This window comes from Bradyrhizobium sp. SHOUNA76 (assembly GCF_023006445.1).
GTDB lineage: Bacteria > Pseudomonadota > Alphaproteobacteria > Rhizobiales > Xanthobacteraceae > Bradyrhizobium.
Map to the genome: position 1 here is coordinate 56,636 of NZ_JALBHA010000002.1, position 19,165 is coordinate 75,800.

The 19,165-nt window shown below is 59.8% G+C and carries 20 protein-coding genes and 1 pseudogene; 2 read left to right on the plus strand and 19 right to left on the minus strand.

Annotation, left to right across the window (positions count from 1 at the left end):
* Positions 1-48 precede the first annotated feature (48 nt).
* Complete coding sequence (locus tag MOV74_RS00860; protein WP_246916608.1) at positions 49-726, plus strand: TetR/AcrR family transcriptional regulator; 678 nt, start codon at positions 49-51, stop codon at positions 724-726.
* Positions 727-948: 222 nt separating this feature from the next.
* Here MOV74_RS00860 and MOV74_RS00865 read toward each other — a convergent pair whose 3' ends face one another.
* From MOV74_RS00865 to MOV74_RS00935, 15 genes are all read right to left on the minus strand, one after another.
* Positions 949-1,716, minus strand: a complete 768-nt coding sequence (locus tag MOV74_RS00865) for an enoyl-CoA hydratase-related protein (protein ID WP_246916610.1) — start codon at positions 1,714-1,716, stop codon at positions 949-951.
* Positions 1,717-1,746: 30 nt separating this feature from the next.
* Positions 1,747-2,592 carry a crotonase/enoyl-CoA hydratase family protein gene (locus tag MOV74_RS00870; RefSeq protein WP_246916612.1) on the minus strand — a complete coding sequence of 282 codons (846 nt, stop codon included), beginning with the start codon at positions 2,590-2,592 and terminating at the stop codon, positions 1,747-1,749.
* 30 nt (positions 2,593-2,622) lie between these two features.
* The gene (locus MOV74_RS00875; protein WP_246916669.1) at positions 2,623-3,318 is read right to left on the minus strand and encodes an ABC transporter ATP-binding protein; all 696 of its coding nucleotides are present in this window, start codon (positions 3,316-3,318) and stop codon (positions 2,623-2,625) included.
* A complete protein-coding gene (locus MOV74_RS00880) occupies positions 3,318-4,064 on the minus strand; it encodes an ABC transporter ATP-binding protein (protein WP_246916614.1) in 747 nt (248 codons plus the stop codon). The genes MOV74_RS00875 and MOV74_RS00880 overlap by 1 nt, the downstream gene beginning before the upstream one ends.
* Positions 4,061-5,362, minus strand: coding sequence for a branched-chain amino acid ABC transporter permease (locus MOV74_RS00885; protein ID WP_246916616.1), 1,302 nt, complete (start codon positions 5,360-5,362; stop codon positions 4,061-4,063). Before MOV74_RS00885 ends, MOV74_RS00880 begins: the two co-directional genes overlap by 4 nt.
* Complete coding sequence (locus MOV74_RS00890) at positions 5,359-6,297, minus strand: branched-chain amino acid ABC transporter permease (RefSeq protein ID WP_246916618.1); 939 nt, start codon at positions 6,295-6,297, stop codon at positions 5,359-5,361. The genes MOV74_RS00885 and MOV74_RS00890 overlap by 4 nt, the downstream gene beginning before the upstream one ends.
* 31 nt (positions 6,298-6,328) lie before the next feature.
* Positions 6,329-7,573, minus strand: a complete 1,245-nt coding sequence (locus MOV74_RS00895) for a branched-chain amino acid ABC transporter substrate-binding protein (RefSeq protein WP_246916620.1) — start codon at positions 7,571-7,573, stop codon at positions 6,329-6,331.
* Positions 7,574-7,691: 118 nt separating this feature from the next.
* Positions 7,692-8,315 carry an NIPSNAP family protein gene (locus MOV74_RS00900; protein ID WP_246916623.1) on the minus strand — a complete coding sequence of 208 codons (624 nt, stop codon included), beginning with the start codon at positions 8,313-8,315 and terminating at the stop codon, positions 7,692-7,694.
* A gap of 50 nt (positions 8,316-8,365) precedes the next feature.
* Positions 8,366-9,208 (minus strand): alpha/beta fold hydrolase, encoded by an 843-nt coding sequence (locus MOV74_RS00905; RefSeq protein WP_246916625.1) that lies wholly within the window; start codon positions 9,206-9,208, stop codon positions 8,366-8,368.
* A 198-nt stretch (positions 9,209-9,406) separates the two neighbouring features.
* The gene (locus MOV74_RS00910; RefSeq protein ID WP_246916627.1) at positions 9,407-10,624 is read right to left on the minus strand and encodes an ABC transporter substrate-binding protein; all 1,218 of its coding nucleotides are present in this window, start codon (positions 10,622-10,624) and stop codon (positions 9,407-9,409) included.
* A 143-nt stretch (positions 10,625-10,767) separates the two neighbouring features.
* On the minus strand, positions 10,768-11,688 hold the full coding sequence (locus MOV74_RS00915) for an NAD(P)-dependent oxidoreductase (RefSeq protein WP_246916629.1): 921 nt from the start codon (positions 11,686-11,688) through the stop codon (positions 10,768-10,770).
* Positions 11,685-12,551 (minus strand): alpha/beta fold hydrolase, encoded by an 867-nt coding sequence (locus tag MOV74_RS00920; RefSeq protein WP_246916639.1) that lies wholly within the window; start codon positions 12,549-12,551, stop codon positions 11,685-11,687. The genes MOV74_RS00915 and MOV74_RS00920 overlap by 4 nt, the downstream gene beginning before the upstream one ends.
* Before the next feature lie 169 nt (positions 12,552-12,720).
* On the minus strand, positions 12,721-13,230 hold the full coding sequence (locus MOV74_RS00925; RefSeq protein ID WP_246916642.1) for a MaoC family dehydratase: 510 nt from the start codon (positions 13,228-13,230) through the stop codon (positions 12,721-12,723).
* Positions 13,227-13,706 carry a MaoC family dehydratase N-terminal domain-containing protein gene (locus MOV74_RS00930; protein ID WP_246916644.1) on the minus strand — a complete coding sequence of 160 codons (480 nt, stop codon included), beginning with the start codon at positions 13,704-13,706 and terminating at the stop codon, positions 13,227-13,229. Before MOV74_RS00930 ends, MOV74_RS00925 begins: the two co-directional genes overlap by 4 nt.
* A gap of 189 nt (positions 13,707-13,895) precedes the next feature.
* Positions 13,896-15,470 (minus strand): class I adenylate-forming enzyme family protein, encoded by a 1,575-nt coding sequence (locus MOV74_RS00935; protein WP_246916647.1) that lies wholly within the window; start codon positions 15,468-15,470, stop codon positions 13,896-13,898.
* A gap of 182 nt (positions 15,471-15,652) precedes the next feature.
* Between MOV74_RS00935 and MOV74_RS00940 the strand changes: the two genes are divergently transcribed.
* Entirely contained in the window at positions 15,653-16,075 is a 423-nt protein-coding gene (locus MOV74_RS00940; protein WP_246916650.1) for a MaoC/PaaZ C-terminal domain-containing protein, read from the plus strand.
* A gap of 17 nt (positions 16,076-16,092) precedes the next feature.
* On the opposite strand, the gene MOV74_RS00945 is transcribed toward MOV74_RS00940, so the two are convergent.
* From MOV74_RS00945 to MOV74_RS00955, 4 genes and pseudogenes are all read right to left on the minus strand, one after another.
* Entirely contained in the window at positions 16,093-16,683 is a 591-nt protein-coding gene (locus MOV74_RS00945) for a GGDEF domain-containing protein (protein ID WP_246916652.1), read from the minus strand.
* A gap of 54 nt (positions 16,684-16,737) precedes the next feature.
* Positions 16,738-16,935: pseudogene (locus MOV74_RS41190) on the minus strand (GAF domain-containing protein); the annotation flags it as partial.
* A gap of 252 nt (positions 16,936-17,187) precedes the next feature.
* Positions 17,188-18,081, minus strand: a complete 894-nt coding sequence (locus MOV74_RS00950; protein ID WP_246916655.1) for a GAF domain-containing protein — start codon at positions 18,079-18,081, stop codon at positions 17,188-17,190.
* A gap of 342 nt (positions 18,082-18,423) precedes the next feature.
* Positions 18,424-19,165, minus strand: a 742-nt coding sequence (locus MOV74_RS00955; RefSeq protein ID WP_246916658.1) for an electron transfer flavoprotein subunit alpha/FixB family protein, incomplete at its 5' end; no start/stop codon positions are given.

Genomic DNA, 19,165 nt, shown 5'->3' on the forward strand with positions numbered 1-19,165 from the left:
CTAGTGAAAAGGTCTTGAATCGCCGGATTCCCGGGCGGAAGGAACATCATGGCCAAAACGGCAAAAAAACCGCAGAAGCGTCCAGGCAGAATCGCCCGGCAAGCCGATCTGCTGACGACCGTCTACAAGGTCGTTTCCGAATTCGGCATCGATGCAGCCAGCATGCGGCAGATCGCGACGAGGGCGAAAGTCAGCACCGGGACGATCAACTATCATTTCCGCAATAAGGAAAGGCTGGTCATGGAAGCGCTCCAGGCGGCCTATCAGAAGACACTCCCGGATGCGGACTCTTCGCACACGCCGCTTGAACGGCTGAAGGGATTTGCCTTCGGGTATATTCTGCACGAGCCGAACGACCGTTTCTGGCGGTTCTGGATGAACTACACGGTTTACGGTTCGAGGAACGAGGAGCTCCGCAACCATCAGGTCCATTGGTTCAAGAAGCAGCAGGCGTTCTGGACAAAGCTGGTAAAGGAGGCCGTCAAGAGCAATGAACTGCCGGAGCAGCTCGACCCGGCAGATACGGCCGAGCAGCTCCTTATCTTTGCACATGGCCTCATGGTGCGGCAGATACTTCAGCCCGACAAAAGGAGCCAGGCCCACTGCCGGAAGCTACTCGAGCAATACTTCGAACGCCTTGAAACGGAAACCGGCGAGCGTAAAGCCGACGTCGACGGTTCGCGAGAACTCACCGTGCTGTCCCGTCGAGGTAAGGCGGCCGCCTAGTCGAGCTGCCGATTTCCGGGCTCCGGAACTCGCGCCGTTGCGGACAAGTTGGTCTCAGTAAAAGCTCGGCCGAGCCCCTCAATAGGGGCGACCTGTCTTGATCGCCGGATCCCGGACATCGCCCCACACTGCGTGCCTGCGCCATTGCAGTCTCCGGCTCCCTCTTGCACCTCAAACTCTTGCACCTCAAAGGATAACTGAAGGTTGCGATGGGCGATCCGTTCAACGACCGCGCCAGATCGGCGAGCGCTTTTCAAGGAAAGCCCCGATTCCCTCCTTGGTATCTTCCAGGCCCCGCAATGCGGGCCCTACCCGCTTTCGGCCGGCTGCGATCCGAGCGGTAGCTTCGCTTCCATCCATCGGCTCGTATGCGAGCTCCTTGGTGTAGCGCAAGGCCAAGGGGGAGCACTTGAGCATCTCCTCGGCGAGACGGTTCGCTGTAGCCATGACCTCTCCGGCCGCCGTGACGCGTGAAACGATACCCCAGCCCAGGGCTTCCTCTGCGGTCATGCGACGACCGGTGAGAAGCAGTTCCATGGCGATCGACTTCGGAAGCCGGGTTGCGAGCCGCTGAACGCCTCCGCCGAGCGCAACAAAGCCGACACGCGGCTCGCTCATGCTGAAGATCGCGCGCTCATCTGCCACCACGACGTCGCAGCACAGCGCGACCTCGAAGCCGCCGCCGAAGGCGAGGCCGTTCACGGCCGCGATGAGCGGTTTTGTGATATCGTTCCGTTCGGCCATGCCGGCCCAGCCGGTAGGTGGCATCGGGTCATCGAAGCCTTCCGCCAGGTCATGACCGGCGCAGAACGCGCGGTCTCCGGCACCTGTGATTATGCCGATCCAAAGATCCGGGTCGGCCTGAAAAGCGTCCAAGACCGCCGAAAGCTCGCGGCATGCGGGCGCATGCAATGCGTTCATGACGTCGGGACGCTGCATGGTAACGGTCAGGGTCCGCCCCGCCGTTTCGGTCTTTATGAACTCGCCCATATGCCCTCCTGAGACAACCAAACTGCTCGACTATTTGCCGACGAACTTTGCCACCCTACGTTCCACGAAGCTTCTCACCCCCTCTTTCGCATCCTCTGAAGCGAGCAGCCTCTGCTGGGTGGGGATGATCTGTGCGACCGCGGCCTCCGGTCCGAGCTCGACGGCCGTGCGGGCGTTTTCAATGGTGGCGGATACGGCCAAGGGAGCCTGGGCGGCGCTCCTTTCGGCTATGTTCAAGGCGCGATCGAACTGGGTCCCGGCTGGTACCACCTCTTGAACCAGACCAAGCCTGAACGCGGTCGCGGCGTCGAACTCGTCGCCGGTCAACAGGTATCGCATGGCATTGCCCCAGCCGGCGCGCTCGACCATCCGAATCGTCGGGCCGCCAGCCGTCATGATCCCCCGCTTCACCTCCAACTGGGCGAAGCGGCAGTCGTCAGCCGCGACGACGACATCGGCGGCCAACATCAATTCGATGCCGATCGTGAAGCAGATCCCCTGCACGGCCACGACCAACGGGGTGGTCCGGAACGGACGCCTGAGGCTGCATGGATCGATCTTTCCCTCGGGAAACGGCAACGCGCGTTGTCCGCGCGCCATCTTGTCCACGAACTTCGCCAGATCGATGCCCGAGGTGAAGTTTGCTCCCTCGGCGTAGAGCAGGCCACAGAACATCGATGGATCTTTCTCCAGACGCTCGTAAGCCTGTGCCAATTCGGTCAACATTTTCGCGGAGAAGCCGTTCAGCTTCCTGGGACGATCGATAGCGATGAGCAGAATCTGCCCGCGAGCTTCGATCTTTACGCTCCCCTCTTCCGAGGCTTGATTCATCTGCTTCCTTGCTGCTCGTGAATCGAACGGGAAGGTCGCAGACACGAATGTCTCGCTGACCCAATGCGGCCGATGTCATACCTCGAGCCACTGCTTGGCAACGTTACCGTCTCTTGCGAACTCGCCAACTGAGCCGCTGAAAACGATCCGCCCCTGCCCCATGACGTAGACTCTTTGTGAAATGCGAAGCGCGATCGCAAGCTTTTGCTCGACGAGCAATATCGAAATCCCACGTTGCGCGATCCGCAGAAGAATTTCGCCGACCCGCTCCACCATCTGAGGAGAGAGTCCTTCCGTCGGCTCATCGATCATGATCGCCTGCGGTCCTCCCATGAGAGTACGACAGATCGCAAGCATCTGCTGCTCACCGCCAGAGAGGACTCCGGCCGGCGTATCTTCACGCTCCTTCAGACGAGGGAAGACCTGCCAAGTATCATCGAGTGTCCAGCGCTCTGACGGCCTTCCCGACTTCAGGCCCAGCAAAAGATTTTGTGCGACAGTCAGGTTCGAAAAGATCGCCCGATCTTCCGGTACAAACCCCAGGCCCAACCGAGCGATCGAAAACGGCTGGTAGCCGACCGTCTCTTTGCCGTCGAACCTGACTGAGCCGGTTCTGTGAACCAACCCCATGATCGCCTTCAGTGTGGTCGAACGGCCTACGCCATTCCGCCCCAACATCGCAACGATCTCGCCTTTCTCGAGGTCGAGATCCACGCCCCGTAGGATGTGACTCTTGCCGTAGAAGGCGTTAAGTTGCCTGACCGTAAGCATCAATGGGTCGTCCCAAGGTAGGCTTCCTTTACCGCGGGATCGTTCCTGATCTCCTCTGGCCGCCCCGTCGCGATGATGCGACCGTATACGAGCACGGAAATTCGATCCGCCAGGTCGAACACCACATTCATGTCGTGCTCGATCAGCACCAGCGAGCGTCTCTCGCTGACGCGCCGAATCAGCGCCACCGCTTGCTCGGCTTCCTGTGCGCTCATTCCCGCCGTCGGCTCGTCGAGAAGGATGAGATCCGCACCCGAAGCGATCGTAACGCCAATCTCGAGAGCACGCTGCTCGGCGTAGGTGAGGACCGCCGCCGGCTCGGCTGCCCGCATGCACAGGCCGATCTCCTCTATGACATCCTCTGCCCGTTGATTGACGTCAGGAAGCCCGTCAATGCTCCTCCAGAACGTATAGCGCCAACCGTAGCGCCAAAGCAGCGCGCATCGCACGTTCTCGAATACCGACAACCGCGGACAAATATTCGAGACCTGGAAGCTTCTGCTCAATCCCCGTCTGAAGATCTCGAATGGCTTCAGTCCTTCGAGATTCTCTCCCTTGAACTCGATCGTTCCCGACGAGACGGACAGACGTCCGCTGATGAGATTGAACAGGGTCGACTTTCCCGCGCCATTCGGTCCGATGATCGCATGTATTTCGCCCGGCTCGACCTCAAGTGTCGCTCCCCGCATGATCTCTACGGGCCCGAAGCTTTTTCGGACGTTGTCCAGACGTAGCACCGGCGTCATCTCGCGGCACCTTTCTCGCCCATGACTGGCGCGGCGAAACGGCTCGCTATGACCGATCGAAAGTGACGGATGAGCAGCAGGCCGCACAACGTCAGCACGGTCCCGAACGCCCAGCTGCGAAGCTGGGATGGATGAAGCACGAGGCTGGCCATGTGAAGCGTCTTGTCATCGGTAAGGCCGGCAATGCGCCAACTCAATTCGACCAGCACGACAGATCCAGTGCCGATCAAAAGCGCGCCGATCGCGAGAATTGCGGCCGCAGGGAATGTTCTAGCCAGCACTCTCGGCGCAAATGCGCGTCGGTGCTTTGCAATCAGGCCGCAGATCCCTTCCGGCGCAGACAATACGGTCATCATGAAGATCAAACCAAGATAGAGCAGCCACGCGTCGGTATAGAAACCGACGACGACCTGCAGCACTGTGATCAACACGGCCCCTATGGCCGGGCCGACGAATTGGCCTGCTCCGCCGACGACCGTCATGACCAGGACCATCCCGGAAGCGTGAACTCCGAGGCTCTGCGACGTCACGATCTCGTAGTTGATCGCATAAAGCGCTCCCGCGACGCCGGCGAAAAGGCTCGAAAATGCGTACATCAGGAAGCGAATTCGCGTCGGATCAAAGCCGTTGAACGCCACCCGCTCGGCGTTGTCGCGTGTCGCATTGGCGAGCCGGCCGAGCGGGGTTCGGGTCAGCGCATAGATGCCAAGGATACAGGCGAATGACCACGCAATGGTGAGATAATAGACCTGGACGGGAGGCCCGAAATCCAGTCCGATGAACGGCGGCAATGTTGTTCGGTCCACACTGACGCCCTGCTCTCCGCCGAAGATGCTGGGGAATACGGAGGCGGTCGCAGCCACGAGTTCGGCGAAGCCCAAGGTAATCATGGCAAACGCCGTACCTGCTCGACGGGTGGCAAGCCAACCGAAGAGTACACCGGCCAGGAGGCCGCCAAAGGCGCCGGCGATGGGCATCGCGGGCAGCGGCACGAATAAATCGTGTGCGCCAATGGCACGCATGCCGTGCACCGTCGCGAAGCCGCCGAGCCCCATGAGAACAGCATGGCCGAAGGACAAAAGCCCCGTCTGCCCGAACAACATATTGTACGACAGTGCGAACACGGCCGCGATCGCCGCCTGGGCCAGGAGCGCCGGAAGGAAATCGGTGTGGACGAAAGCCGGCACGCAAAGAAACGCAAGTGCCGATATGAACCAGATCACCAATGTTCGGGCGACCCGGGGGCCGCGGACCGAAGGAAATATCCCCGCTCTCCCGGTCGATATGGCCATGCTCATTCGCGCCGTCCCATCAAACCTCGCGGCCTGATCGCCAGCGTCAAGACGAGCAGCGCGTAAGGCAACAGCGGAGCCAAGTTCGGCAAGCTGATCCGCAACAGATCCCCATAGACGGTTCGAGGAATTACGCCGACATACCCCAACAGCCCGCCGATCGTCAGACTGCTCGCGACGCAGAACGTTTGAACAATGCCGACCAGCAGCGAAGCAATGAAGGCGCCGGTCAGAGATCCCAATCCGCCGATGACCACGATCACGAACGCAATCGTACCGATCGATTCCGCCATTGCCGGCTCGGTTACGAAGGCGTTGCCGCCGATGACGCCAGCCAAACCGGCCATCCCGCAGCCAAGCCCGAACACGAGCGCGAAAATGCGGGGTACATTATGTCCGAGAGCCGAAAGCATATCCGGCTGCACCAAGGCGGCCTGCACGAGAAGACCGATCCGTGTGCGGGTCAGGACCAGCCTCAGAGCTCCGAACAGCGCAAGCGACACGGCCATCATGAACAAGCGGTAGGCGGGGAACTCGGCCGAAAAGACGCTGAACGCCGGAAACGAAAGGCTCGGCGGGACCGGGTAGTTCACCGGCAAACGTCCCCAGACCGCCTGCACGACTTCGTGCACGACGAAAGCAAGGCCGAATGTGAACAGCAATTCGGGCACATGACCGTACCGATGGATCCTGCGAAGACCCCAATGCTCGACAGCCGCTCCCAAGGTGCCGACGACCAACGGCACGATCATCAATGCCGGCCAAAAGCCTATCCACCTGCCGGCCTGAAACGCAAAATAGGCGCCAAGCATGTAAAACGCGCCATGAGCGAAGTTGAGCACTCCCATCATGCTGAAGATCAGCGTGAGACCGCTTGCGAGCATGAAGAGCAGCAGGCCGTAGAAAACTCCGTTCAAGAGGGATACCGTTATGAGCTGCATATGCGCTCCTGCGAGGCGGCTCTTGGAGCGGTCATGACTTGGGTCCGTTCATCCGACAGCTCGTAGGCACATCCACCTCAGATGCGTCGATCGCGCCGATCATCTTGAAGCCAAAGCCTGTTCCCTCGAGATCAACTCTCGCATCGTCGGCGAACACCGAGACGTAAACAGGCTCCACCACCTGGTGATCAGACTTGCGCATGATGATCGGGCCGATTGGCGATTGATACACGAGCCCGTCGAGGGCGGTGGCGATCGCAAGCGGTTGGATTGAATTGGCCTTCTCGACGGCCTTCTGAAGCATGATCATCTGGAGCGCCATGCGCCAATACGCGAAATCCGCCTTGTTCTTGGCCTTGTAGTCGGCAGCAAGCGCTTCTAACTCGGGAGCCTTTACGTGACTATTCCACTCAGCCACATTCACCATCCCCTTGCCCTCGGCTCGTAGGGCCGACGCCATGCCCGGCGTATTGCCATAAAAGGTGTAGAGCGTAGCCTTGAGTCCTCCTGCCGAGGCAGCCTTGGCGAACAAAGACAAGTCGGGCCCGAAGTTCGCGGTAATGACCGTATCCGCGCCCGACGCTTGAATCTTCGCCACGTACGGAGCGAAATCCTTGACCTTCCCCAAAGGAACGCGCTCCGTGCCGACGATCTGGATGTCTGGCCGCGCTTTTGGCAGCCCTTCACTGAGATTGGCCTCGACGGACTGCCCCATCGAATAATCCTGATTCAGCAGGTAGACCTTCCTGACCTCGCTCTTCAGTGCCAAATAGGAGATCATGGCCTTGGTCTGCTGATCGCTATTGAGCGTGAACCTGAAGTGCCAGAAACTGCACTTGTCGTTTGTCAGGCCCGGATCCGCATTCGACCAGTCCAAATACACGACCGGACGGTCCGGCTGCCTGCGATATTGCTTCGTCACCATGTCGGATACGGCATATCCGATCGAGGAACTTGCTCCCTGTGACACAACGCCAATGCCGCTATCGATCGCACGTTTGAGCAATATCAGCGTCTTTTCCGCGTTGTTCTCGTTGTCGAATGGCACGATCTCGACGGGATGTCCGGCGACCCCTCCGCTGCGGTTTATGCGCTCGGCCATGAATTCGATGTGCTTCAAGCCTCGCTCGCCTATCACCGCAAGGGGCCCCGAAAGATCGTCGATATACGCGATACGGAGGGGATCCGGTCCGGCGCGGCCAACCGAGGGGAGAAATCCGATCGTGGTCGCCAAGGCAAAGGCAAGCCAGCGCATCGTTCGAACGGTCAGTCTCATTTCAAAACCTCCCTACAGAGGACGCTCTATCGGCGCGTGACGGGCGGCAATGTAAATTATTCGCACGATCGTGCAAGTGACAATTCTGACGCACCCTTCCGCCGCGAACGCGATGCCTCTAGCGGATCGGCGAGAAAGACGCTGGGAGCGCCATCACGCTGGTCTGGCGCAGAAGAGCCCCACTCGATTCTGCTGTGGCCGGCGGCGGCCATACGCCCCTTGCCATGACCTCCCGACGAACGCTCTGCCACGCGTTAGCATCCTCGTATGCCCATGCATGAACCAGTTCGTCGACCGAGGCCCCTTCCTCGCACCACACGCCCAGCAGCGGCGAGAATTCTAGACGTTGACCGATTGCGCCACGCCATCGGTCCACGATCCCTGCAAACGATTTTGGCCGGAAAGTGTAGAAGCGGAATTCGTAGATGCCGCCCAATCGCCGCGGCAGAAGTGGCGGCGAGAATGGCGCCGCCGTCAGCTTCAGAAGCCGTCCGCCCACGCGGATATCATTCAACGAGGAAAGGACGTCCGAGCTCTTTCGCACCGCGTCCGCCTGGTCCGATGCCGTCCACAGCGAGATGATCTGATTGAGCGCGCCGGCGTCGGTACGCCAGACTCCTGCACACCCGGATTGCGCCGGACGGGCATTTTCGAGCAGCGCCAAGGCTCGATCGATCGTTCGCGGCTTGACCTCCGTTATCGCCAGGACGACGGCTTCCGACCCCTGGAGAGTTACGTCCATTTCGGCTCCTAAAAAAAGGGAGGGCGGGCCGAGGCCCGCCCAGAAACGCCTCACTCTCTGTCGAGAAACTCCAGGCAGAGACGGTTGAAAAGTTCCGGATGTTCGATCATGACCCAATGGCCGCACTTGCTGACCACGTGCAGCTCCGCATTCGGCATCTGCTGGACCATGAAGAGCGCACGTTCCAGCGGAGTGACACGGTCGTCGCGGCCCCAAAGCAGAAGCGTCTTCTGCGGCACCTTGTCCAGTTCGCGCCACAGCTCCTCGAACCGGCCGGGGTTGGAGAACATCTTCTGGGTCCATTCGACCGTCGACGGCTCGGCGGAGATCTCGTACCGCTGCTTCACCAGCTCGTCTGTCACCATCGCCTGGTTGTAGACCAGCGTATTCAGGAAGGCGCGCATCTTGTCCGGGCTCGGACCAGTACCGCGATAGTACCCGAAAAGGTGCTTCGAGCCTTCCGAGGGTGCGGGCGTCAGGAACGTCACCTGGATGGCCGGCGCCATCAGCACGAGCTTGCCCGTGGCCTCCGGATAGTCGATCGCGAACTTCATGGAAACGTGTCCACCCATCGAATTTCCGATCAAGTGGGCCTTCTCAATACCCAGGTGCTTGAGCAGATTCCGGAGCGCACGCGCAGCGAATGCACCCAGCTTCTCATTTTCGTAGATCGGGCGCCCGGACTTTCCGAAGCCCGGTTGATCCATCATGATCACCCGGTATTTCTTGGACAGCTCCCCAATGTTTCCCTTGAAGTTGCTCCAAGAGGACGCTCCCGGTCCGCCGCCGTGCAGCAGAACGACGGCAGGGCCCTTACCTGCTTCGTGGTAGTGGATCTTAAGACCGTCAAGTTCGACGAATTTGCTGGTGTTGGCTTCGGTGAGCTCGCTCATTTCCGTCCCTTTCCTCATCTTCGAGGTCTCATCGACCGATAGACATTCCGGTCGGTGCATCATGAGGCCGCCTCGCCCGCCAGGCTCATGACCAGCGGGAGCGGCCGCGGCAATATTTGCACGTTCGTGCGAATTCTTGGCACGCCAATTGATCCTGTGTCAATAGCGCCGGAGAGGCCCTCAGCGCATGGGCGCCTATTAGTCGGAGGATGTCTCCCCCACGATCTCTCCGAACCGCTCCCAGTTCTCGCCCTTGACGCGCATCATCTGAAATTGCTCGAGCGGCCGGAAATCGGTCGGACTGGTCTTGATCTTGACGCCCGGCAGCGTCACGCCGTTGTAATAATCGAGATTGGCAGCCTGGCGCATCACGTTCTCACGCGTTAGATCGTTCCCACACTGCCTGATGACTTGAGCGATGGCCCTCCCTACCCCGTATCCCCAGAGTGTTTGGCTGTCGTCCTTGTTCCCATCCGGATAGTAGCGCTGCATGAATGCCCGCCATTCCTGCACGTCGGGGTCATCCTTCCACGCTGGATCGGCGGGATCTTTGATGTATTGCACGCTCAAGATTCCTTGCGCGTTGTCGAGGCCCGCAGGCCTCAACACGCTGGCGAACTGGGAAGATGCGTTAGTCAAGAACTGAACGGGCTTCCAACCGAGCTCTCCCACTTTCTTGATCGCCTGAGCGGCGAACTTCGGTGTCGCCGCGTTCACGAGAACCGTGGGCTCCTTCGATTTGATCAAGACGATCTGGGACTCGATGGTCGGAGAAGTCACCTCGTAGGCAACTTCAGCGACCAGCATGGAAGATGCCTTCTCGCCAAGGCCTTCTTTCAGGCCAATGAGGTATTCCTTCCCGAAATCGTCGTTCTGATAGAGAATTGCGACCTTCGCGTCCGGGATATTCTTGAGGATGTACCTCGCGTAAGCACGGGCTTCGCTCCTGGAGCTCGGCATCCAGCCCATTGACCAAGGAAAGCGCTTCGGATCGGCCCACTTGTCCGCCGCACTGGCGATGAAGATCTGGGGGACCTTCTTTGCATTCATGTACTTCTGAATCGCGCTGTTGCCGGCGGTCCCGAACGAGCCGGCCATGAAAAGAATCTCGTCGTCTTCGACCAAGCGTCGGGCCTGCTCCACAGTCTTTGGCGGACTGTAGGCATCGTCATAGGAGATGAAGTTTATCTTCCGGCCGTTGATGCCGCCCTGCTCGTTGATCATCTTGAAGTAGGCGGCCTCCGCCTTGCCGACGATGGACAACGCCGACACTGGACCACTGTACGGCATGATGTTGCCGACCTTGATCTCGCCGTCGGATGCGCCCGGATCGTATTTGGATTGGGCGAGCGCCGCCGTTGCAAAGAAATGACAAATGAGAGCCGCACCCGCGGCGGACAACAGATTTGGTCGCATCCCTCGTATCTCCTCCGGCCGCCTCGTGTCGCCGGGCGGGCTGGAGGATTATTCGCACACTCGTGCTAATTTGCAAGCGACTTGCCAGACTGAAGCGCAGATGCAAGGGGTGGCGGCATGCCCGTAGCGCTCTACGGAGCGCCTTATTCGCCGGCGTCCCGATAAAGACGCTCGACGAGATCCGCCATTGGCGTCTCCGTGCCTGTGGCAAAGCCAAGGTCGATAGCGATCGCGATATCCTTCAGCAGCAGGGAGAACCGATCGCGGTATCGATCTCCAGCCATGCCCGTCCTCGCATCGACCAATGCGCGAATGAGCACTGCTATTCCCGCTGCCTCTCGCGCCGTGGTCGCGCGCAGGTATTCCTTGAGGACGTTCGAGTCAGCGAAGCCTCCGGCGAGCGACTGAGGCAGCACGTCCATCGGAATGCCGGAGCGTTGAGCCAGAACGAGTGCTTCGGCGATGGCGGCCATCGTTCCAAAACCAATGACTTGGTTGCAAGCCTTGGCGACCTGTCCACACCCAACGGGTCCCATATGGCTGATCCTGCCGGCATAGCTCGCGATCACGTTCCTGGCCGATGCGAGATCCTCGGCGTCTCCTCCGACCATGGCCGCTAGCGTGCCAGCTTTCGCACCGACCGGTCCGCCCGATACGGGGCAATCCAACCATTTCGCTCCGGTCTTCTTACGCAGCCTCTCGGCCATTTTGCGCGTCACATCCGGGTGGATTGTGGAGTTGTCGATCAGGATCTTCATGACTCCTGCGCGCGTGGCTAGCCCATCTGATCCGAAGACGACCGCTTCCACGGCTTCGACGTTCGTCAGACACAAGCAGACGATCTTGCAGCGGGAGGAAATCTCCGCGGGCGAAGTCGCAACTTGGGCTCCCTTCTCGGAAAGGCCGCGCGACTTCGAAGCGGTCCGATTCCAGACGATCGTCCGGAATCCGGCCTCCGTTATGCGGGTGGCGATTGGTTCGCCGATGTTACCAAGCCCGATGTAACCCACCGCCCCTGTCAGATCGGGGAATTCGGAAGAAGTAGCTGCGAATGACGCGCTCATTTGGACGCGATCTCAAGGAGGGTGGCTGCCAGCTTCTCGGGTTGTGAAATGAAGGGCGAATGGCTCGAGTCGAGTTCGTAGACCTCGGTCTTGTTCTGAGGCGTAAATTCATCCGCGAGCTCGACGAACTTTTCCTGCGTGCGGGGCACGATGGCGAGGTCGTCGCGACATTTGATGTACGCTCGTGGAATACATCCCCATCGGGAGCGCGTCGTTTCGATGGCCGTGGCAAACGGCAGGGTGGGAGCATCCGGGCTCAGCAGATTTTGCGCCACCGCCCACTCGTCATCACAAACATCGTCCGCAAACGCCCGCTTGAGGTTTGCCATGTAGGCGGGGTCCGTCGAGCGCGGATCGATGCGCAGCGCACCGACGCGCGCGGGATCCGCCTTCATTGCGGCCCCCACCTTGCCGCCATGGGCCTCGGGAGCCCGACTGTAGGCGATCGCCGGGACACCGCACGCGGGCATATAGGCTGTCAGATAGACGAGCTTCAGAACTTTTTCCGGCGCCGCCTCGCCGACTGCCGTTATGGGAATTCCCCCCATGCTGTGCCCCAAGAGAATGACGGGACCGCCCAACCCGACGAGCGCGTCCAGCGTCTGCATGACATCCGAAACGTAGTCCGAAAGCGTTACCGCCGCGATCAGAGAAGGCTCGATCGCGAAAGCCTCATCGTCGGACGGACGGCGTCGAAACGCGTTCGGGTACCGGGCGCGCCCGCCATGCCCAAGTAGGTCGCGCGCCGCCACGACATGCCCTGCCCGCTCCAGATACGGAATTAACTTGGAAAAGCACCAGGCGCCATGCCAAGCTCCATGAACGAGCAGAAAAGCCGGCTTTCCCGCGAATTTCTTGACCATAGGAAATCCAACTTTCGGTGAAGCGCCGGCGGCGCTCGCAAGCGGTGCTGTTTGATGCAAGGCTTCGTCCCCTCGGCCCTCGGGAAGGTCCGGTCCACCCTCGAGCCCCCCCTTCGTCGCTATGCTCCCCGACCGGCCTCCGAACAGGCTGGCCCTGCACCGGGCCCCTCTATTTGCTGATTACCTCGGCCGGCACATCGCCACCGCTTTCCGGGAACAGGAGAAATAAGACCTCTGCCACGAGAGCCGGGCGCTTCTCGTTCTCGATCTCGATAGAGACGTCCTTGACGACGAGGAACCCGTCTCCCCTGGGAGTGACGTCGACTATCATTTGTCGAAGCCTGACCCGCTGCCCGACATGCACGATGTTGGTGAACCGGCACCCGTCCAGCCCGTAATTCAGGCCATTGCGCATTCCTATGGTCTCAATCATGCTTTGGGACAGCATGGGAAGTAGCGCCAGAGTGAGGTAACCGTGCGCTACCGGCGCCCCGAATGCCTTTGTCGCACGCGGCACGTCGACATGAATCCATTCGTGATCGCCCGTGGCGTCAGCGAACTTGTCCACGTCGGCTTGAGTGATCTCGACCCACTCCGAGCAGCCTAATTCCTGACCGACGAGCGAAGAGAGCTCGGAGAAGGAGATCTGACGATGCTCAGCGCCCCTGAACGGCTTCATGCAGCGTTCTCGCAGCCGGGGTTGAGCACGATGGTGTTCAACACCATGTCCGCGACGTGCTGCTCGTCCTGATTCTTCACTCGAATTGTTTGGCTCACCAAGGTCATCGCACCGTTCTTCTTGTCTACGACGTCGGATATCTCGGCTTCAAAAGTCAAAACGTCCCCCACGCAGACCTGCGCACGATACGTGAAGCTCTGTTCTCCGTGGAGCAGCCGGCCAAGCTCGATGCCAATGTCTCGGTACAGTTCATAGGGCTCCTTCGCACTCAACATGTGCAGGCAAAACAGATATGTGGCCGGTATCGGGATTCCTCTAAATCCGGCGGCACGCGCAACCTCCAGGTCGTGGAAAATAGGCTGATCCTCACCGATCGATCGAAGAAACATCCTCAGTTGGGAGGCTTCGACCTTGATGGACGTCGGCGATCGGCGTCGACCCACGAAGGTCTCGTCTATTCTTCTCAATGCCCCCATCCGCTTCTCCCAAGCGATGTTTACGACGCCACCAGCCTATCCCTATTCGCACGATCGTGCAATATTTGGCGCAGCGTGCAGCACCGAAGACTTTCCCCGTTCAACGAGCGCTTGGGCCGAAGCGTGGGGAGCTGCAAGCTCTCGCCTGCATTCCGCTCTCAGAATGGCGGGGCACGGGGCTTTTCAGATCTAAGACACGGCTCTAGCCGCTCCGATAGGCTGACACTCCCGCGCATGAAGGTCGCGGAGATCCCGCTTCAGCACCTTGCCCGCTTGATTGCGCGGCAATTCGGGAATCACGATGACCTCAGACATTCGCTGCGTCTTTCCAAGCCTGGAATTCGCCTCCTCCCGGATAGCAGCTGCGGAGATCAGGTAGCCTTCCTTGGGCACGACGAAGCCGACAGGCGTCTCTCCCCACTGCTCGCTCGGAACGCCGATCACCGCGGCTTCCCTTACCCCTGCGCAAGTGCTCAAGGCGGCCTCAAGATCGCTGGAATAGATGTTGAAGCCTCCTGATATGATCATGTCCTTCTTGCGATCGATCAGCACCAGAAAGCCGTCCGCGTCGATATAGCCCACATCGCCGGTTCGGATAAACCGCCGTCCGTCCGGCGATCGCCACTCCGCCGCAAGGGTCTTCTCCGGCTGCCGGTGATATCCCGACATCATGTTGTAGGAATGGCCCACGATCTCGCCGTACTGTCCGTTGGGCAAAGGCACTCCTTGCTCGTCGAGGATGAATATCTCGTGGCCCGGCAGCGGCCTGCCAACTGTATGAACCTTGTCAGGCCGCTCGGTTACCGAGAGCGTGCACACCGCTCCACCCTCCGTCATGCCATAGACGTCGAAGAAATGACCGGGCCAGCGTTGCGCGATCTCGCGTTTGAGCTCTGGCGAACAGGGCGCTCCCGCGCAGGACTTGGATTGAAACGAAGATAGGTCTGTGGCATCGAACGACGGATGGTCCAGAATACGGCGGTACTGAATGGGGACGAGAACCGCGTACGTCACTCGCCTCCGTTCAGCGAGCGCAAGGAATGCGCCAGCGTCGAACTTGTCCATCAGAACGACGGAACCGCCCCGCGCCAGCGTGGGCAGGGCCGACATCAGAGTGATATTCGAGTAGAGTGGCGTGGCCGCCAAAGCTACCGTCGAGGAACCTAACCCCCGGCCAGCCTGCTGGCGCAGAACGCCCCATCGAAGCGCGTGCGTCTGGATAATTCCCTTGGGATCGCCCGTGGTTCCAGACGAATAAAGGATGTTGAAAGCCCATTCCGGCTGAATCTCCACCGGCTGCGGCAAAGAGCCTTCCGGCTCGAGCCAGGAGAATGGCTCGTCCGTTCGGAGAAATTCAAGATCCACCATTTTCGGTGACCTGACCAAGCTCGACAGCGCCCTGCGCGAGGCGCCATCGACGAAGAGCAATTTCGCATCTGCATCGGAAACCATCGTCGCCAAGGTTTCCGGAGTGGAAGTCGTGACTAGCGGCGCTACGATAGCCCCCATCATCACCGCACCTAACAGCACGAGCGCATAGTTTAGCGATGTCTGGGCGCATATCGCGATGGTCGATTGAGGAACGACGCCCTCCCGCTGCAACGAGCAGGCGACGCGCTGCATCAATGAGTACAGCGTTCCGTAGTCCATCATCTCTTCGCCAAGGATGAGCGCTTTATCCTGCGGGCGCTCGACAGCATGCGCGCCTATGGCATCCGCGAGGGATGCGAATTCCAGGCTCAGTATCTCAGCGGAAGCCTTCATCGCGTTTTCCTGCCTAGGACGAATTCTTGTGGCTGAACCCACTGCACTGCAGCAACGAGTGCCGATGCTCGCCCTTTATGCCACAATCGCACGACCGTACAAATCTTGATTGCGCGTTGAAGGCATTCTAACAACGCATGGAGTCCCCTCCGCAACTAGACAGGATCCCTCTAGTGCCACCCATGACATTCCTTCCCGTCACGAGCTCGAGCGTATTCCGGAAGACCTACTCTCCGATAAATCGGCATCGTTTAGCGCTCTATTGCGGCGGTTCCGGCGACCAGAACCCCATCCATGTGGACTCGGATTTCGCGAAAGCGTCGGGATACGAGGACGTGTTCGTGCACGGAATGCTCGTCATGGCCTATCTTGGGCAGGCACTCACCGACGTGCTGCGGCCAAATGCATTGAGAACCTATGGAGTGAGGTTCGTGGCGAGAACGCAGATTCACGCAACGATTACCTGCGAAGGGTCGGTCGAGGAGGCAAATGCGGATGGAATACGGCTGAAGCTGGTGGCCAAAGACGAGTTCGGTGACGTCAAGTTGACGGGATCTGCCACCGTCGCAGCGGATGGGCTTGTCGACGATCGACCCTCGGGGTAGGCAATCCGATCCGTATCTCAGGCCAAGGACTGCCTGCGCCCCCGGCGCGACGAACGCCGCTCATCGTGGTCGGCCGGCTGAGGCTGCAGCGGCGGGGATTCAACCCATCCATCGTGAACCCAAAAGCCGTTCTTGCCGCCCATCTTGACCCTATACATCGCTGCATCTGAATTCCTCAACAGCGTCTGTTCGTCGGCACCGTGATCCGGAAAGAGGGATATGCCGATGCTAGCCGTCGTATAGCAATTATGCTCGTCGATCCGCATGGGCTCGGCGACGATGCTCAACAGACTCGAGACGATATCCTCGATCGACCGCGGATCGCAATTTCTCACGATGGCGACGAATTCGTCACCACCAAGCCGCGCGATAACATCATCGCTTCCCAGAGACGATTTCAGGCGACGTGCCGTTTCAACGAGCAAACGATCACCTGCTTCGTGCCCGAGCGAGTCATTGATGATCTTGAACCGATCGAGATCGATGAACAGCAGCGCAAATCTATCTCCGGCTCGTGCACCAATCTCGATCTCCTCACGCAATAGAGCACCAAATGTCGCCCTGTTCGGAAGCCCGGTGAGAAGATCGTGCGAAGCGAGATAGGCCACCCTTTCGTCAGCAAGCCGCTTCTCGTCCGCCTTCTTGAATTTCTCCAGCGCCAGAGCGACGCTCCCGGCTAGACGCTCGAGAAGTTCGACAAAGTCCGGTGTGAAGGTGCCACTCTCGGACGAAAGAAACAGGAGAACGCCGAAATCGTCGCCTGCGACGCGAAGAGGAAAAGAAGCTCCCGAACCGATTTTCCTGCTCTTCCTGGCCCAGAATGCGGTGCGCTCGTCCCGCTGAAACTCGTTGGCAACGCAGCACTTCCCGGTTCAAAGGCGCTCGGAGCCAGGCCATGCACTTCTGGCCTATCTCCCCTTACGGGGATCTTCAATTCGCGAGCGTGATCACCGACCGGTCCCAACGAGCTACGACCTCTAGATGGTCCCCATTCGAATTCGCGACGAAAATAGTCGTCGAATTGAACTGCCCCCCTCTGGCCGAGGTCTCGCAAATAAGGGGGTAAAGCTCGTCCCGAGTCTTGGCGCGCAAGATAGCTTCATTGGTGTCGCTCAGTGCCCCAAGCATTCGCGCGAGCTTTTCTCTCGCCGCATGCTCCGCGAACATGTCAATGCCGAAAGTGATATTCTGCGCCATGCGCGCCATAAGATCCAGAGATTCACCATCCTGCTGGAAGTCGTCCGTGTCCCTGCACGAGAAAAGGAATACGCCGATCGCGCGCTCTCCCCTGAAGAGCGGATAAAGCCGAGGCTGGTCACGCCGCCCTTGATAATGAGGTCGATCCACAGCCTTGCACGCGGATCGTGCTTGGGGTCCAGACAGATGACAGGTTTTCCGGTCCGCAGCGCTGGACCATGGAGGCCCAATGCCGGACCATCCGCATCGTATGGAAGGCTGGTCTCCCGAAAGAGATGGTTTTGCTTTCCGGCGCAAGCAACGAGCCGCAGATTCGTCGAGCGCTCATCATGGAGGAATATTGCCGATCCGAACATGCGTCCGCTGTCGGAAGCGGCGTCGCAAACCAAACTGAACATCTCATCGAGGGTCTTCGCTCGAAGAACCGCTTCATTCATCGCGGAAAGGGATGCATACATGCAGGATAAACGGTTCCTCGCATGTTCGACGGACCGAAGCTCTTCAGCCTTATCGAAGTTCTCCAGTGCAAACCTGATGTTGTCTGTCATCCGTTCGAGCAGAACCACGACGTCCGGAGTAGTTGCATTCGGCTCGCTAAGATAGACGAGCATGACGCCGACAGTGCAATCTCGACGCCTAATCGGCACCGCCGCGGCCGCCCGGATTTCAATGGCGACCGCAAGATGGTGCCAAAGCTGTAACCTGGGATCAGACTGAAAGTCGTTGGTTACGACCGCCTTTCCGGTGCGGAAGGCCTCCCGGCCAATCCTCGTCCCTCGGCCGCGCTGGAACTCGTTTCGATCCGGCAACGGCGTAGCACCTTGTAGGCCTCGCCGGCGCCAGCCACGGGATGAAGCTCCCGGTCGGATTCGAGCAGAATGGCCGCGGCAACGAAGCCCCCTCCGTCTACGGCGGCCTCGCAGACGGACCGATAAAGGTCTTCCGGAGAAGGAGTTCGCAAAATGGCCTCGTTCGTCGCGCTGAGCGCGGCAAACATCTGTCCAATGACCCTGTCGCGAAGCATCCTTGGCTCTCCCCAGCTACGGGATCTACTAAAGACCCGTTAAGGGTGGCCTACAGGCAACGGTTAAGATTCCGCTGTAGATTCCATCGAATTTGCGGATCGCCCCGTGTTCGGCAGGCCGCTGGGATCACTCAAGGGCGTTAGTAAGCTCCGGAACCGCCTGATAGAGGTCGGCGACCAGGCCGTAATCGGCAACCTGGAAGATCGGCGCGTCCTCGTCCTTGTTGATCGCGACGATCACCTTGGAGTCTTTCATGCCGGCCAGATGCTGAATGGCGCCGGAAATGCCGACGGCGACATAGAGCTCGGGCGCCACGACCTTGCCGGTCTGGCCGACCTGCCAGTCGTTCGGCGCATAGCCGGCATCGACCGCCGCGCGCGAGGCACCGACACCGGCCCCAAGCTTGTCGGCGAGCGGCTCGATGTACTTGGCAAAATTCTCACGGCTTTGCATGGCGCGGCCACCGGAGACGATGATCTTGGCCGAGGTCAGCTCGGGACGGTCGCTCTTGGCGACTTCCTCGCCGACGAAGGTCGACAGGCCCGGATCGGCCGCAGCCTGAACGGTCTCGAGCGGCGCGCTGCCACCCTCGCCCGCAGCGGCGAAGGTCGAGGTCCGCACCGTGATGACCTTCTTGGCATCCTTCGACTTCACGGTCTGGATGGCGTTGCCGGCATAGATCGGGCGCTCATAGGTGTCGGGGGCGACCACCTTGATGATCTCCGAGACCTGCATGACGTCGAGCAGGGCGGCGACACGCGGCATCACGTTCTTGAAGCGCGAGGTCGCGGGCGCGACGATCGCGTCATAGCCGGAAGCCAGCGACACGATCAGCGCGGCCAGCGGCTCGGCAAGATCGTGCGCGTAG